This window comes from Amycolatopsis sp. MJM2582, assembly GCF_000754115.1.
GTDB lineage: Bacteria > Actinomycetota > Actinomycetes > Mycobacteriales > Pseudonocardiaceae > Amycolatopsis > Amycolatopsis japonica.
The window spans coordinates 644,053-659,734 of the sequence record NZ_JPLW01000002.1 but is presented as its reverse complement, the minus strand read 5'-3'; the positions used below and the strand labels follow the sequence as shown (position 1 = coordinate 659,734).

The following is a 15,682-nucleotide window of genomic DNA, read 5'->3' as shown; positions in this document are numbered from 1 at the left end:
GGGGAACCCGTGTTAAAGCAGCTCAAACGCCCTTTCCGCAAGGTCGGACGGACCGATCGGCGGTTGATGGCCCGCAGTGCGGCCCTGCCGAGGACCAGGGCCGACGACGTGATCACCTCACTCTCCAAAAGTGCGGACAAGTCCAAGCTCTGGTGGTGTGTCGCGATCGCCCTCGCGGCGAAGAAGGGCCCAACGCGCCGGGGCGCGCTCCGCGGCGTGGCCGCCATCGCCGGGGCCAGCGCGGCGGCGAACCTGATCGGCAAGCCGCTGTTCCCGCGCCGCCGTCCCGCCGCCGAGGAGGTGCCGATGCACCGGCGCCTCGTCCGGCGCCCGACGTCGTCCTCGTTCCCGTCCGGGCACTCGGCGTCGGCGGCCGCCTTCGTCACGGCTGTCGCGATGGAATCGCCCAAGGCGGGTGCCGCCCTCGTGCCGCTGGCCGCCGCGGTCGCCTACTCCCGGGTCCACACGGGCGTCCACTGGCCCAGTGACGTCGGGGTGGGGATCGGCATCGGCGTCGGCGCGGGCCTGCTGACGCGGCACTGGTGGCCGCTGAACGACGACGTCCCCGGCCGCACCGCGCACACCGCCGAGGCGCCGGAGATGCGCGACGGCGAGGACATGCTCGTCCTGGTCAACCCGCATTCGGGGATCGACGGCCAGGACCCGACCGAGGAAGCCCGCTTCGCCTGGCCCAAGGCCACCATCCTGTACCCGGACGCGAAACGGGACCTGCGCGATCAGCTCTGCGACGAGATCGCCGCCCGCGACAACACCGTGCGCGCGCTCGGTGTCGCCGGTGGCGACGGGACCGTCGCCGCGGTGGCCGCCGTCGCGGCCGACCACGACCTCCCGCTCGCGCTCATCCCGGCGGGCACCCTCAACCATTTCGCCCGCGACGTCGGCATGCGTTCGATGCCCGACGCGGACGCCGCGACCGAAGCGGGCAACGCCGTCGGAGTCGACCTCGGCGAGGTCGAAATCAACGACGACGATGACCACCGCTACTTCGTCAACACCGCCAGCCTCGGCGGCTACCCGGAGATGGTCCGCATCCGGGAAAAGCTGCAGAAGCGGCATCCGAAGTGGCCGTCCGCGGCGATCGCGCTCGCCCGCACCCTCCGGCGCGCGAAGCCGCTCGAAGTGACCCTCAACGGCAAGCACACCAGCATCTGGCTGCTGTTCGTCGGAAACGGCACCTACTCGCCGAAGGGTTTCGCGCCCTCACGTCGCCCTGCCCTCGACACCGGGCTCCTCGACGTGCGCTACCTGCGCGCCGACGTGCCGTACTCGCGGGCGCGGTTCATCCTCGCGACGATCACGAACAGCCTCAACGCCAGCCACGTCTACCAGGAACTCGATGTCCCGGAGCTGCACGTCCGGCTGCTCAACGGCAACCGCCGGGTCGCCACCGACGGCGAGGTCGGCCCGCTCGGCAACGACTTCCGCTTCCGTTCGCGGCCGAGCGCGCTCACCATCTACCGGCTCTAGTTACCCAAAAGCGCGGTGCCCAGCGGCGTCAGCGCGTGCAGCACGGCGTTGCGGTCCCGTTCGGTGGTGATGAGCCCCGCGCGCCGCAACACGGCGGCGTGCTTGCTGGCCGCCGACGGGGTCACGCCCAACCGGGCGGCCAGCTCCGACGTGCTGCAGCCGACCCCCAGGACCGCCAGCGTCGCCGCCCTCGTCGGGCCGAGCAGGTCGGCGAGGGCGGTGTCCGGCGATCTCCGCACGTCGCGGCCGTAGCCGGTCGACGGGGCCGCCTGCCGCACCGAGGGGTAGAGCAGCCGGACTGGTGCTCGTCCCGCTGCCGGGACGATCACCGGGCACACCGCGAAGTACGTCGGCGAGATGATCAGCCCGCCGCCGTCCGTGCCGCAGGAACCGACGATCCCGTCGCCGACCTCCAACACCGGCGAAGACCAGCGCACCAGCGGCCGCAGACTGGTGAGCATCGCGTCGGCGCCGTCGTGCAGAAGCAATTGCGCCCGCATCCCCCGGTCCGCGTCCACCTGTGCCCGTGCCGGCTCCCAGCCCGGCGCCAGCGACAGTTCGAAGTAATCCTGCATCGCCTGGACGAGCTTCGGCAGCCCGGCCGTGTCCCCGTCCGGTAATCCCGCCGCCCACGACGGCAGCTCCCGGTTCACCGGGAAATCCCGCAACGCCGATTTCAAGCACAGCGGGTCGGTGCGGGCGACTTCCGCGAGCCCCGCCTCCAAACCGCTTTCGTCCACGCCCGGCACGAGGAACGCGGGAATCGGCGCATACGGGCGGCACAACCACAACAGCACCGAAGCCGACTCCCCCAGGCCGAGCCGGACCCGATGCCGCCATCGGTTGAACAACGCCGAACCCGCGTCGCGCCGTTGCAGGATCTGCAGACTCGAAACCAGCTCGGCCAAGGGATCGGCTTCGGGCGCGAGCCGAACGCGCGTCAGGTCCTGCAACGTCAGCTCGATGCGCACGGATGTCCTCGCCTTGCTCGAAGTCGTCGCCGTGTGATCGCGAGGCGGGCCATTCCGTTACATCGCTGAACAGCCTTATTGCCGCTATCGGAAATCTCCTCGACGACCGTGGTTCAGACCTGAATGATGTTCGGAGAAGGCCCGCTTCTCGGGGGTTTACGCGGAGCCTTCCACGAGGGGGATTCACCGGCTTGGCCTGCGGGCCGCGTTTCGTCGCGGCCTGTCGTCTTCCGCCGTTCCCCTTCGCTCACTGGGAGAAAACGCTTTCCACAAAGGGGAAAGAAAATGACGAAAATGAAGCGCCTGGCGGGAATCATCGCCGCCGCCGCGGGTGTCCTGACCCTGGTCACCGCTCCGGCCGCGACCGCGGCCCCGAAGCCCACCGGCGACGGGTTCAACACGGTCACCGTGCACGGCATCAAGCTCATCCCGGTCAAGCGCACCTCGACCGGTGCGCGCACGCAGGCCGCGGGTGTCGCCGACGCGGACATGTACCTCATCCCGTCCGGGCTCAACCCGAACAAGTGCTGGGACGCCGACCTCAACACCATCAACCGCAACGGCACCAAGATGCAGCTCTGGGACTGCAACCTGAACGCGGACCACCAGGCGTTCTACATCACCGACAACCCCGAGGGCTACTCCCGCTTCCAGAACGTGGCCAGCGGCCGCTACCTGGACGCGGACCTCAACAGCATCAACAAGAACGGCACCATCGTCCAGCTCTGGGACTTCATCGCCGGTGCCAAGAACCAGTGGTGGGGCGGCACCGTCAACCCCGAGGGTTACGTCCGCTTCCAGAGCCCGGCCAGCGGCCGCTACCTGACCGCTGAAGGCAACTCGTCGACCAACGGCACGCGGCTCCAGCTGTGGAGCTTCATCGCCGGCGGCCGCAGCCAGTGGTGGGGCGACACCCCCGCCTGATCTCGGCTGATCGCTCCGTGAAGGCCTCCTTCCCTACTCTCAAGGTAGGGAAGGAGGCCTTCACGGCTTTCTGGCGTCCACGTCGCCCAAGTGATCCTTGAGTCGGCCCCCGGCGCCGAGGGCGGTTTGTCACGGAAGTCGTGAGTGGCATTTCGGGTTCTAACCCGAATCGCCACTCACGAGGCGACACCTGCGACCGAACCGCCGCTCCCGTAGCCATCGCCTCCGTGAAGGCCTCCTTGAGGGACTCTGGGTCCCTCAAGGAGGCCTTCACGGCGTTCCACTGTGTACAAACGTCGGGCGAGAACGCGAAGGGCCCCTTCCCAACGCGGGAAGGGGCCCTTCGCGTACAGAGAGGCTCAGTCCTTCTTGGACTCACCTTCGGGCTTGTCGCCGTCGGCGTCGTCCTTCTTCGGCTCTTCGGGCTCGGCGGGCAGCAGCGCCTCCAGTGCCGCACCGGCGACCCGGCGGAACTTGCGGCCACGCCGCTCCCGCTCCAGGACGGCGACCTCGAGCTTCACCGGGTCCGAATCGCCGTTCGCGGGTGTGGGAGTGTTGTCGCGCAACGCCTTCACCGCGACACCGAGCGCCGCGCCCAGCTCCATGTCCGGCTCGAAGCTCTCCTTCAGCTTCGTGGTGAGCGTGTCGGCCTGACCGCCCATCACGACGAACTTCGGCTCGTCGAAGATCGAACCGTCGTAGGTCAACCGGTACAGCTGGTCCTCGGCGGCGGTCGCGCCGACCTCGGCGACACAGACCTCGACCTCGAACGGCTTCAGCTGCTCGGTGAAGATGCTGCCCAGCGTGGCGGCGTACGCGTTCGCCAGCGCACGCGCGCTGACGTCCCGCCGGTCGTACTGGTAGCCCTTCAGATCCGCGTGCCGGATACCGGCGACACGGAGGTTCTCGAACTCGCTGTAGCGGCCGACGGCCGCGAAACCGATCCGGTCGTAGATCTCCGACACCTTGTGCAACGTCGCCGAGGGGTTCTCGGCCACGAACAGCACGCCACCGCGGTACTTGAGCACGACCACGCTCCGGCCACGCGCGATGCCCTTGCGCGCGATCTCGGAACGCTCCCGCATCAACTGCTCGGGAGAGGCGTACAACGGCATCGTCACTGTGGTGCTCCGCTCTTTCGGGCTCTCATCGGGAAGGGGACAGGGAGAAGGGCTAGCGCCCGCGCTCGGCTCGTCCGGCCACGACCGCCTCGGCCACCGCGGTCGTCTGCTCGACCGGCAACGCCACCGCACCCTGCTCCGCGGTGACCGTCACGATCGTCGGGAAGATCCGGCGCACCAGATCCGGTCCGCCGGTCGCGCTGTCGTCGTCCGCCGCGTCGTACAGGGCCTCCACCGCCGTCCGGATCGCGCCTTCGGCGTCCGCGTCGGGGTCGTACAGCTTCTTCAGCGAGCCCTTGGCGAACAGCGAACCCGAACCGATGGCGTGGTAGCCGGCGTTCTCCTCGTAGCGCCCGCCCGTCACGTCGTACGAGACGATGCGGCCCGCGTGCTTCGCGTCCTCGGCGTCGAGGTCGTATCCGACGAACAGCGGCAGCACGGCCAGCCCGGCCATCGCCATCTCGAGGTTGGACTTCACCAGCCCCGCGAGCTTGTTCGTCTTGCCGTCGAGCGAGAGCGAGACACCCTCGATCTTCTCGTAGTGCGCCAGTTCGACCGCGTACAGCCGCACCATCTCGATCGCCAGCCCGGCCGAGCCCGCGATGCCCACCGCCGAGTACTCGTCGGTGACGTGGACCTTCTCCATGTCGCGTGAGGCGATCAGGTTGCCCGACGTCGCCCGCCGGTCACCGGCGATCAGCACCCCGCCCGCGAACTTGACCGCGACGATCGTCGTGCCGTGCGGCGCGTCCAGCCCGCCCGCGCCCGTCGCGACCCGCCGCTCCGGGAGCAGCTCGGGCGCCTGCGCCCGAAGGAAGTCCGAGAACGACGAGGTCGCCGACGAGAAGTACGCGGCGGGCAGCGCCGACTTACCCGAGGTGTGTTCCATACGTGCTCAAAGTTCCAATCTGTGTGATCCGCCGGCTCCGCACAGGCGGCCCCGGCCCGGGGCCGCCGGAAAACGAGCTACTCGCCGCCCTTTTGCACGTACGCGCGCACGAAGTCCTCGGCGTTCTCCTCGAGCACGTCGTCGATCTCGTCGAGGATCGTGTCGACGTCCTCACCGAGCTTCTCGCGCCGCTCCTGGCCCGCCGGACCGCCGCCCTCGAACTCTTCGTCCGAGTCGCCTCCGCCGTGCTTTTCGATCTTTTCCTGAGCCATCTCGCCTCCCGGTGTGGCCGATGTTTCCTAGCCTACCCAGCGGTCCCGACATTCCGTGGGATCCGTGATCGCTTAACCCCGATGAAAGGAAATCCCGCTAGTCCGAACCGGTGAGCGCCTCCACCAGCTCCTCGGCGGTCGCGGAGTCGTCCAGCAACTTCCCCACGTGGGCCTTCGTGCCCCGCAACGGCTCCAACGTCGGGATCCGCACCAGCGATTCCCTGCCGACGTCGAAGATGACCGAATCCCAGGACGCCGCGGCGATGGAGTTGGCGTACTTCTCCAGCGTGCGGCCCCGGAAATAGGCCCTGGTGTCCGAAGGCGGGGTCGTGACCGCCTCCAGCACCTCCTCCTCGGTCACCAGGCGTTTCATCGAGCCCCTGGTGACGAGCCTGTTGTACAGGCCCTTGTCCAACCGGACATCCGAGTACTGCAGGTCGACCAGCCGCAACCGCGGCGCGCCCCAGGCCAGCTGGTCCCGCGCGCGGTAGCCCTCGAGCAACCGCAGCTTCGCCGGCCAGTCCAGCCTGTCCGCGCATTCCTGGGGGTCCCGTGCCAGCGCGTCGAGGATCTCGCCCCAGACCCGCAGGACCTCCTTGGAGGCCTCGTCCGCGCCGGTGCGCTCCAGGTTCGCCGACGCGATCTCGTGGTAGGCGAACTGCAGGTCCAGCCCGGTGTACTTGCGCCCGTTGGCCAGCGACACCTTGGCCTTCAGCGTGGGGTCGTGGCTGATCTGGTGCACGGCCCGCACCGGCTCGTCCAGTTTCAGGTCGTCGAACCGGATACCCGCCTCGATCAGGTCCAGCACCAGCGCCGTCGTGCCGACCTTGAGATACGTCGAGTACTCGGCCAAATTCGCGTCGCCGATGATGACGTGGAGACGGCGGTACTTGTCCGCGTCGGCGTGCGGCTCGTCGCGGGTGTTGATGATGCCGCGTTTGAGCGTCGTCTCCAGGCCGACCTCGACCTCGATGTAGTCGGACCGCTGCGAGAGCTGGAAGCCCGCTTCCTCGCTCTGCTGCCCGACACCGACCCGGCCGGAACCCGTGATCACCTGACGGGAGACGAAGAACGGCGTCAGCCCCCCGATCACCGCGGTGAACGGGGTCGACCGCTGCATCAGGTAGTTCTCGTGCGTGCCGTAGCTCGCGCCCTTGCCGTCGACGTTGTTCTTGTACAGCTGCAGCGGGGGCTGCCCGGGGACGGTGGCCGCCTTGCGCGCCGCCTCCTCCATGACCCGTTCGCCCGCCTTGTCCCAGATGACCGCGTCACGCGCGTTCGTCACCTCGGGCGCCGAATACTCCGGGTGAGCGTGGTCGACGTACAACCGCGCCCCGTTGGTCAGGATCACGTTCGCCGCGCCGAGGTCCTCGACGTCCGGATCGTGCCCTGGGCCGCTCGGGCCGGTCAGGTCGAACCCGCGGGCGTCGCGCAGGGGTGATTCCACCTCGTAGTCCCAGCGTGCCCGCCTCGCCCGCGGGATGTCCGCCGCGGCCGCGTAGGCGAGCACGACCTGGGTCGAGGTGAGTACCGGGTTCGCCGTCGCGTCGCCCGGCACCGCGATGCCGTACTCGACTTCGGTTCCCATGATCCGCCGCATACCCACCACCCTACGGGGTCGGAGCCGTGCGACGATGCCCCCCATGTCAGGCAGTGACGAACTCGTTGCGCTCTATGACCTCGACGGAACCGCGGTGGGAGCGGCCACGCGCTCCCGGGTCCGCGCGGAGGGGCTCTGGCACGCCGCGGGCGTGGTGTTGGTCCGTTCGAGTGACGGAGAGCGTGTCTACGTGCATCTGCGTACCGCCACCAAGGACGTCTATCCCTCCACATGGGACTGCTGGGCGGGCGGCATCGTCGCCGCGGGCGAGACCCCGGAGGAATGCGCACGCCGGGAACTGGCCGAAGAACTGGGTGTTCACGGAGTGGAACTACGCCCGCTTTTCGTCCACGTCACCGACGACGACACGATCCGTGCCCACAACTTCGCCTTCGAAACGCGCTGGGACGGCCCTTTCGTGCATCAGCCGTCCGAAGTGGTCGAAGGACGCTGGCTGACGCTGAGCGAGTTGCGTTCGTGGCTCGACGATCCCGAGAGCCGGTTCATCCCGGACGGCCGGCTGGGCGCCCTGGAATGGTTTCGGCGACGAGACTCGCGCTAGGCCGAACGGAGGCGCTGCGCGACGATCGGCAACAACCGCTTCGCCGCGTCCGTCGCCCGCGCTTCGGTTCCGGCGGTCACGCTGAGGGCGGAGACGAGGTTCCCCTTGGCGAGCAACACCGTGCACGTCTTGTCCTCGCACCAGGCGCGCTGGACCTCGACGCCGGTCTGCTTCGCCAGGGTGAGTTTCCTGCCTTCGCAGTCCGCCTGGGTGACGACATCCGACGCGTCCCGGTCGGTGTACGCGGTGACCTGGTGTTCCAGCGTCGAACCGCTCGGGTACGACCACGACGCCGAACGGCTCGTGCCGCGGGTCAGACCGGTCAGACAGCCGGACACCTTGCTCTCGCCGGGAACGACCTCTTCCTCGGCGACGTCCTCGTCGGTCAGCAACGCGGCGGAGACGGCGGCGGGGACGGGAGCCTGGGTCGACGGCGGCGGAACCGGGTTGGCCTGCGGCTTGACCGAAGGCTGCGCGGGCTCGACCGTGGGCGTCGGTGTCGGGTCGTCGTAGTAGGTGTCGAGGTCGTTGGGACGGTCGGCGCATCCCGACAGACCGAACAGCGCGACCGTCGCCACCGCGAGTACCTGCCGATGACGCACTCTCGAGTCCTCCCCGATGTCCCGCCTGACGTTTGCCGCGAGACTAGTCCAGCCCTTCACCGCCAGCCGAGGCAGGACCTGTGCCGCCAGTACGCGGACGGCTCCTCGGCGAGCGTGGCGAGTTCCGCGAGTTCGTCGGCGGTCGGCTTCACCTTCGCGGCAACGAGATTCTCCCGCAGCTGCGCCGTACTCGACGGGCCGATGACCGCGACCGGCCGCCAGTCCTGCGCGAGCACCGCCGCGATGGCCACCGCGTCCGGCCCCGTCCCGTGCTCCCGCGCGATCCGCGCGAGCGGTGACGGCGGCTCGACCACGAGCCGTCCGTTCGCGACGGTTTCCTTGACCAGCACCCGTTTCCCGGCGGCGTGCGCTTCCGCGAGCGCCGAACCGACCGAGGGTTCGAGCAGGTTCCACGTCGACTGCACGGCGCTGAACACCGGCGTTCCGGCCACTTCCAGCTCGAACGCCCGCCGCACCGCGTCCGCCTGGGCGGGCCCGGACGTGGAGAAGCCCACCGGGACACCGTCGGCGGCGAGTTCGGCGAGCGCGCCGATCAGCCGGTCGTCGGTGAACAGTGGACTGTCCACAGTGAGCGAGTGGACCTGGTAGAGCGAGACCGCCTTCCCCAGCAGGTCAACGGTTTCCGCCCACTGCCCGGCGAACCGCGCCGCGGTGTGCTCCTTGACCTCGTGCACCGGCGCGTCGAGCTTCCACTCCCCCACGTAGCGGTAGCCCCATTTGCTCGACACCGTCACGTCCGCGTGCCCGCGGTCGGCGAGCCAGCCGGCCAGGAACTCCTCCGAAGAACCATACGAACGGGCGACGTCGATCCAGCGGACGCCCGCGCCGTACGCGTCGTCCAGCACCGCGTAGGTCGCCGCGCGCATCGCCTCGAACTCGCGTCCCGGCGGCAACACCTCGGCCCGGCCGAGGTTGATGTAGGCGGGCCTGCCGAGTGCCGCCAGCCCGACGGCGACCCGGTCGCCGACGGGGATTTCCGTGTCCGTCACCGGGCTCCTTCGTTCTTGTGGCGGAGGATCGCGAGCCACTGGCTCGAATTCTGCGCCTGCCGGTGCAGCTTTTCGAGGCGGGCCGCCGGGGCCCGAACGTAACCCTTGCCGAACACCGGCGCGATCTGGCGGAGGCTGGCGCCCTCCTCCCGCGCGGCGAGCAGTGCCCAGTCGGAGGCGTCGGCGCAAGCCGCGGAGGCGCGGCGCAACTCGCCCAGCAGCTCGATCAGTTCGGGCGCGCTCACCTCGCCCGCCCGGACGGCGGCGGCCGTGGTTTCCAGCCAGGCCAGGACATCGGCTTCGGTGATCGGCGCTCGCGGGCGCCCGGAGGATTCGCTCACGGCCCGGAAGTATAGGTCGTTATACGGACGATCCGGCCGAGCGCCACGCGGGAGGCGTCGGACACAACGTCCGAAAACCGCTGGAGCGCAAGGGGGATGCCGGGATTCACTGGGCGCGGACTTGCGGAATCAGGAGAAGGACAATTGGGACGTTTCAGTATCGCGATCCGGTTCGCGGCGCTCGCGATCGTATGGGGTGCGAGTTTTCTGTTCATCAAGGTCGGCCTCACCGGCCTGTCGCCCGCCCAGGTGGCGCTCTCCCGCGTCTGCCTCGGCGCCGTGGCGTTGACAGCCATCGCCGCCTGGCGTCGTAAGCCGCTCCCCCGCGATCCGGCGCTCTGGGGCCATCTCGCGGTCGTCTCCGTGCTGCTGTGCGTCATCCCGTTCCTGTTGTTCTCCTGGGCCGAGCAGTACATCTCCTCCGGGCTCGCCAGCATCTTCAACGCGACGACACCGCTGATCACCATGCTCATCGCCGCCGCGGCCCTGCCGTCGGAACGGTTCACGAAGGCCCGCACGACCGGGCTGATCCTCGGATTCCTGGGAGTGCTCACCATCGTCGGGGTCTGGCAAGGGATCGACATCTCCCACGAGCTGACCGCGCAGCTGGCCTGTCTGGGTGCGACGACCTGCTACGGGATCTCGTTCGTCTACGTGCGACGGTTCATCTCCTGGCGGAACCTCGACGCGCCGACCATCGCGCTCGGGCAGGTCTGCTGCGGCGCCGTCGTGATGCTGGCGCTGGCGCCGTTCATCGCGACGACGCCGGTACGTCTCGACACGCCGATCGTGCTCAGCATGATCGCGCTCGGGGCGCTCGGCACCGGACTGGCGTACGCCTGGAACGCGTCGATCATCGCGGCGTGGGGCGCGTCGAACGCTTCGGCAGTGACCTACCTCACACCCGCTGTGGGTGTCCTGCTCGGTGTTCTCGTGCTCGACGAACCCCTGGCGTGGAACCAGCCCGTCGGCGCGCTGCTCGTCGTCCTGGGCATTCTGGCCGCGCACGGGCGGCTGAGCCCGCGCAAGAAGGCCGAAGAAGCCGTAGCCGTGTGACGCGAAGGGGCCCTTCACCGCAACGCATGCGGTGAAGGGCCCCTTTGGCTCGTACTACAGGTACTGACCGGTGTTCGTGGCGGTGTCTATCGCCCGCCCCGAATCCTGGTTCTTGCCGGTGACGAGCGTGCGGATGTAGACGATCCGCTCGCCCTTCTTGCCGGAGATCCGGGCCCAGTCGTCCGGGTTGGTGGTGTTGGGCAGATCCTCGTTCTCCGCGAACTCGTCGACGATCGCGTCCAGCAGATGCTGCACGCGCAGGCCGGGCTGCTTGGTCTCCAGCACCGACTTGATGGCCGACTTCTTCGCCCGGTCCACGATGTTCTGGATCATCGCGCCCGAGTTGAAGTCGCGGAAGTACAGGACTTCCTTGTCACCGTTGGCGTAGGTGACCTCGAGGAACCGGTTCTCGTCCGTCTCTTCGTACATCCGCTCGACGGTGTGCTGGATCATCGCGTCGAAGGTCGCCTTCACGTCCCCGCCGAACTCGGCGAGGTCGTCCGCGTGGATCGGGAGACCGTCGGAGAGGTACTTGGAGAAGATGTCCTTCGCGCCTTCGGCGTCCGGACGCTCGATCTTGATCTTGACGTCGAGCCGGCCCGGCCGCAGGATCGCCGGGTCGATCATGTCCTCGCGGTTGGAGGCGCCGATGACGATGACGTTCTCCAGGCCCTCGACACCGTCGATCTCCGAAAGCAGCTGCGGGACGATCGTGGTCTCCACGTCGGAGGACACGCCCGAACCGCGGGTGCGGAAGATCGAGTCCATCTCGTCGAAGAACACGATCACCGGGGTGCCTTCGGAGGCCTTTTCCCGAGCCCGCTGGAAGATCAGGCGGATATGCCGCTCGGTCTCCCCGACGAACTTGTTCAGCAGTTCCGGACCCTTGATGTTCAGGAAGTAGGACTTCCCGTCCGCCGAGTCGCCGCGGGCTTCCGCGACCTTCTTGGCGAGCGAGTTGGCCACCGCCTTGGCGATGAGGGTCTTTCCGCAGCCAGGAGGCCCGTAGAGCAGCACGCCCTTCGGCGGACGCAGCTGGTACTCCTGGTACAGATCCGCGTGCAGGAACGGAAGCTCGACGGCGTCGCGGATCTGCTCGATCTGCCGGGTGAGGCCACCGATGTCCTCGTAGCGGACGTCGGGCACCTCCTCCAGCACGAGATCCTCGACCTCCGCCTTCGGCACGCGCTCGTAGGCGTAACCGGCCTTCGAGTCCACCAGCAGGGAATCGCCCGGCTTGAGGGGCTGTTCGGCCAGAGGGTCGGAGAGCAGGACGACCCGCTCCTCGTCCGCGTGACCGACCACGAGCGCACGGGGGCTGCCGCCCTCGACGTCCGGGGCCAGCACCTCGCGCAGCGCGCAGACCTCGCCGATCCGCTCGAAGTCACCGCCTTCGACGACGGTGAGCGCCTCGTTGAGCCGCAACGCCTGGCCGCGCTGCAGCGACGAGACCTCGACCGCGGGTGAGACCGAAACCCGCATCTTGCGGCCCGCGGTGAACACGTCCACCGTGTTGTCCTCGTACGCGGTCACGAACACGCCGTAACCGCTCGGAGGCTGGGCCAGCCTGTCGACCTCCTCCCGCAACGCGAGCAACTGGCCACGCGCCTCGCGGAGCGTCTCGACCAGTTTCGTGTTGCGTTCCGTGAGTTGGCTCACGCGTTCCGACGCCTCGGCGAGTCGCTGCTCCAGCACTCGGTTCTGACGTGGGGAATCGGTGAGCTTCCGGCGCAGCAGGGCGACTTCCTCCTCGAGGAAGCGGATTTGACGTGCCTGCTCGTCGGACGTGGTTCCAGCTCCGGTCGTTTCTGAAGGGTCGGCCTCCTCGCGCCGACCTCCGGGAAGGTCATGATGCATCGGGCACCTCCTCGGAGTGCTTTTCATTCCACGGTACCGGCGATCACCGACAATAAAAGGCCTTTCCGCATCACAAGATCGGCGCGTCGCGTTCCGGACGACCCGCCAGCACGTACCTTCGCGACGCGCAAGGGGCCATCCCGGTGCCGGGTCCGGCGCACTCATGGTCACAATCCGTCCACCTGGCCTGACCTGCGACGGAATACCCGGCTCCGTCCGGGTGCAAACGGGTTTCCGGTCTCAGTTCGGCCCTAATCGAGCGGCGATCCGGCTCGATGGCTAGCATCGGGCGACGTTCGCCGGGGAGGCGGACCCGCAGGTCATGTTGAGCATTTTCGCAGAACAGCTAGGGGGCACCAGCCATGACATACCCGCCGCAGCAGCCCGGCGGCTACGGACAGGATCCGTACGGCCAGCAGGGCGGGTACCCGCAGAGCGGCCCCCAGCCGCAACAGGGATACCCCGGCGCCGGTCAGTACGGACAACAGGACCCGTACGGCCAGCAGCAAGGTGGTTACCCGCAGAGCGGTCCTCAGCCCCAGCAGGGATACCCCGGTGGCACGCAGCAGTTCGGCCAGCCGGATCCATACGGGCAGCAGGGCGGCTTCAACGCGTACCCGCAGGAAGGCGGTTACGGCGGCGGAGAGCCACCCAAGAAAAAGAAGACCGGCCTGATCGTCGGCATCGCGATCGGCGCGGTCGTGCTGGTCGGTGGCGGTGTCACCGCACTGGTCATCGCGTTGAACTCCGGCGACGACAACCCGGTCGCCGCGCCGCCCTCCAGCAGCGCCGCACCGTCGGAGACCCCGTCCTCGTCGCAGAAGCCGAGCTCGACGCGCACCAGGTCCAGCTCGCCGAGCACGTCGTCGACCAAAAGCTCCGGTCCGGCGCCGGGCGGCAAGGCCACGCCGCAGGAGGTCTTCGAAGGCGCCGCGACTTCCTATAGCGCGGGTGACAAGAAGACGTTCCTCGACCTGATCTGCCGTAGCGAGAACACCAAGGACGAGGGCAAGCCGCTCGACCCGATCAAGCTCGAGATCATCGAGCCCGCCAAGGAAAGCGGCGACCGGGCGACCGGGCGTTACCGCGCCACCCAGGGCACCAAGACCGCGGAAGGCACCATCACCGCGGCCAAGGAATCGGACCTGTGGTGCCTCAAGGACATCAAGGCCGACAAGAAGTGACCTACCCGTGACGGTGAGCCACAAGCTGACCGCCGTCGCGGTGGTTTGCGGCGCGGTCGTGGCCGGGGTCGTGGTGGGGCTGCTGCTGGTGGCCCCGTCCGGCTCCGACCCGGCCGCGTCGAGCAGTGTCACGCCCGAGCCGCGGCCGGGTTCGTCCCGGCCGGTGCCGGTGGATCCGGACGTGGCCGCGGTCGAGGTCGTCGGCAAGGCGATCGCCGCGGCCATCGTCAACCACGACGCGACCGCGTTCGGGAAGCTGACCTGTGTCCAGCAGTCCTCGGCCGATCTGGCCGAACTCGGCCGGAAGTGGGCGGCCGCGGGGAAGGTCACCGCGACCGTCCCCGATCCGCCGTCGGTCAGCGGCGACTCCGCCTCGGTGACCGTTCACGTCGAGGGCGCGGGCGGCCAGAAGGACACGCCCTTCCCGCTGAAGAAACGCGACGGCAAGTGGTGTGTGCCGTAGGCATCGGCCCGCGATCCGTGAAGGACCCCTTCCTCGCGCCTAGTGTCCTGCGTCAGAAGTTCGTGCCTTAAGTCCGTATCGGTGTCCAGTCGTGATGCGTGTGGGCTGGGTCGTGAGTGATAAAGAGCGTTCTAACGCGTTTTATCACTCACGACCCCTTCGACAAATCGGGCATGTAGACATCAATCGGATATTCAGCCGGCGAAGAGCGTCCCTGCGGGCATTCACGGCACATCCCCCTCATCGCATGCGACGAAGGGCGCTTTACCCTCGCCCCATGCGGTGAAAGGCCCCTTCAGCCACCCCGAGGCCAGAAGAACCCAAGACACGACTGGTGTCCTTTGTGGACATAATCTGGTCGAGCCTCCTGCCAACCGCCCCGTTCGAAGATCCGGTCCGAATCACCAAGAGTGGCATCGACCAGCGCTTATACGACTTCGCCGGTGCCCTGCGCCAGGTGCCGGGAAAGGGTCCTTCAGGCGAGCACGGCCACCAGTATCGATCAGCCCTTGCCGGAGCGACGGTGGACCCGCGGCGATACGGTCCCGTCCGCCAGACGGCGCGCCGTCAGCAGGAACGCGGTATGCGCGACCATCCGGTGGTCCGGCCGCACCGCAAGGCTCACGACGTGCCAGGGCCGCATGAGGGTCTCCCACGACTCCGGTTCGGTCCAGCACTGCTGATCCCGCAGGGCTTCCGTGATCCGCGAAAGTTGTGTGACCGTCGCCACATAGACCGTGAGCACGCCGCCGGGCACGAGATGCGCGGCGACCGTCTCCAGCTGGTCCCAAGGCGCCAGCATGTCGAGGACGACGCGGTCGACCTCGCCGGTGTGCGTCGACAGGTCCGCGACCGTGAGCGACCAGTTGTCCGGCTTGTGGCCGAAGAACTTCTCCACGTTCCGCTCGGCGTGTTCGGCGTGGTCGTCCCGGATCTCGTAGGACTGCACCGTGCCTTCCGAACCGACCGCGCGCAGCAGCGAGCAGGTCAGCGCGCCGGAACCGGCACCGGCCTCGAGCACCCGCGCCCCCGGGAAGATGTCGCCCCACATCACGATCTGCGCGGCGTCCTTCGGGTAGATCACCTGCGCGCCACGCGGCATCGACAACACGTAGTCGGGCAGCAACGGGCGCAGCGCCAGATAGTGGCTGCCGCCGGCCGAAGTGACGACCGAACCCTCCTGCGCACCGATCACGTCGTCGTGCGCCAGCGCGCCGCGGTGGGTGTGATACTGCTGTCCCTCGGCGAGCACCATGGTGTAGTGCCGCCCTTTGGAGTCGGTCAGCTGAACCCGGTCACCAACACGAAACGGCCCACGGACCGACACTGAACCTCCATACGC

Annotated in this window: 16 protein-coding genes; 6 read left to right on the top strand and 10 right to left on the bottom strand. The window is 68.4% G+C overall.

Features of this window, described 5'->3' with window-relative positions; all coding sequences use genetic code 11:
* Positions 1–9: 9 nt before the first annotated feature.
* Complete coding sequence (locus ED92_RS13305; protein ID WP_037337521.1) at positions 10–1,488, top strand: bifunctional phosphatase PAP2/diacylglycerol kinase family protein; 1,479 nt, start codon at positions 10–12, stop codon at positions 1,486–1,488.
* Here ED92_RS13305 and ED92_RS13300 read toward each other — a convergent pair.
* Positions 1,485–2,459 (bottom strand): helix-turn-helix transcriptional regulator, encoded by a 975-nt coding sequence (locus ED92_RS13300; RefSeq protein WP_037337518.1) that lies wholly within the window; start codon positions 2,457–2,459, stop codon positions 1,485–1,487. The two genes, ED92_RS13305 and ED92_RS13300, sit on opposite strands and share 4 nt — an antisense overlap.
* Positions 2,460–2,744: 285 nt before the next feature.
* Here ED92_RS13300 and ED92_RS13295 point away from each other — a divergent pair, with 285 nt between their 5' ends.
* Entirely contained in the window at positions 2,745–3,383 is a 639-nt protein-coding gene (locus ED92_RS13295) for an RICIN domain-containing protein (RefSeq protein ID WP_037337515.1), read from the top strand.
* Between the two features lie 359 nt (positions 3,384–3,742).
* Here the strand turns inward: ED92_RS13295 and prcA are convergent, their stop codons facing one another.
* From prcA to dop, 4 genes are all read right to left on the bottom strand, one after another.
* Positions 3,743–4,504, bottom strand: coding sequence for a proteasome subunit alpha (gene prcA, locus ED92_RS13290; RefSeq protein WP_037337513.1), 762 nt, complete (start codon positions 4,502–4,504; stop codon positions 3,743–3,745).
* 52 nt (positions 4,505–4,556) lie between these two features.
* Positions 4,557–5,393: a proteasome subunit beta gene (gene prcB, locus ED92_RS13285; protein WP_037337508.1), complete on the bottom strand. Its 837-nt coding sequence runs from the start codon at positions 5,391–5,393 to the stop codon at positions 4,557–4,559.
* 77 nt (positions 5,394–5,470) lie between these two features.
* Positions 5,471–5,665 (bottom strand): ubiquitin-like protein Pup, encoded by a 195-nt coding sequence (locus tag ED92_RS13280; RefSeq protein ID WP_005150863.1) that lies wholly within the window; start codon positions 5,663–5,665, stop codon positions 5,471–5,473.
* Between the two features lie 97 nt (positions 5,666–5,762).
* Complete coding sequence (gene dop / locus ED92_RS13275; RefSeq protein WP_016334163.1) at positions 5,763–7,265, bottom strand: depupylase/deamidase Dop; 1,503 nt, start codon at positions 7,263–7,265, stop codon at positions 5,763–5,765.
* Positions 7,266–7,308: 43 nt separating this feature from the next.
* Between dop and ED92_RS13270 the strand changes: the two genes are divergently transcribed.
* Positions 7,309–7,827 carry an NUDIX hydrolase gene (locus ED92_RS13270; RefSeq protein WP_037337505.1) on the top strand — a complete coding sequence of 173 codons (519 nt, stop codon included), beginning with the start codon at positions 7,309–7,311 and terminating at the stop codon, positions 7,825–7,827.
* On the opposite strand, the gene ED92_RS13265 is transcribed toward ED92_RS13270, so the two are convergent.
* Genes ED92_RS13265 through ED92_RS13255 form a run of 3 tightly spaced genes read right to left on the bottom strand, consistent with a single transcriptional unit; the run spans position 7,824 to position 9,780 of the window.
* Positions 7,824–8,429, bottom strand: a complete 606-nt coding sequence (locus ED92_RS13265) for a hypothetical protein (RefSeq protein ID WP_037337503.1) — start codon at positions 8,427–8,429, stop codon at positions 7,824–7,826. The genes ED92_RS13270 and ED92_RS13265 overlap by 4 nt on opposite strands.
* A gap of 56 nt (positions 8,430–8,485) precedes the next feature.
* Positions 8,486–9,439 (bottom strand): aldo/keto reductase, encoded by a 954-nt coding sequence (locus ED92_RS13260; protein ID WP_037337500.1) that lies wholly within the window; start codon positions 9,437–9,439, stop codon positions 8,486–8,488.
* Positions 9,436–9,780, bottom strand: coding sequence for a hypothetical protein (locus ED92_RS13255; protein ID WP_037337498.1), 345 nt, complete (start codon positions 9,778–9,780; stop codon positions 9,436–9,438). Before ED92_RS13255 ends, ED92_RS13260 begins: the two co-directional genes overlap by 4 nt.
* A gap of 144 nt (positions 9,781–9,924) precedes the next feature.
* Between ED92_RS13255 and ED92_RS13250 the strand changes: the two genes are divergently transcribed.
* On the top strand, positions 9,925–10,836 hold the full coding sequence (locus ED92_RS13250) for a DMT family transporter (RefSeq protein WP_037337495.1): 912 nt from the start codon (positions 9,925–9,927) through the stop codon (positions 10,834–10,836).
* Between the two features lie 54 nt (positions 10,837–10,890).
* Here the strand turns inward: ED92_RS13250 and arc are convergent, their stop codons facing one another.
* Positions 10,891–12,693 carry a proteasome ATPase gene (gene arc / locus ED92_RS13245; protein ID WP_037337492.1) on the bottom strand — a complete coding sequence of 601 codons (1,803 nt, stop codon included), beginning with the start codon at positions 12,691–12,693 and terminating at the stop codon, positions 10,891–10,893.
* A gap of 362 nt (positions 12,694–13,055) precedes the next feature.
* Between arc and ED92_RS13240 the strand changes: the two genes are divergently transcribed.
* Positions 13,056–13,877, top strand: a complete 822-nt coding sequence (locus ED92_RS13240) for a hypothetical protein (protein WP_037337488.1) — start codon at positions 13,056–13,058, stop codon at positions 13,875–13,877.
* 7 nt (positions 13,878–13,884) lie between these two features.
* Entirely contained in the window at positions 13,885–14,340 is a 456-nt protein-coding gene (locus ED92_RS13235; RefSeq protein ID WP_081975778.1) for a hypothetical protein, read from the top strand.
* 502 nt (positions 14,341–14,842) lie between these two features.
* Here ED92_RS13235 and ED92_RS13230 read toward each other — a convergent pair.
* Entirely contained in the window at positions 14,843–15,667 is an 825-nt protein-coding gene (locus tag ED92_RS13230; protein ID WP_007035384.1) for a tRNA (adenine-N1)-methyltransferase, read from the bottom strand.
* Between the last annotated feature and the right edge of the window lie 15 nt (positions 15,668–15,682).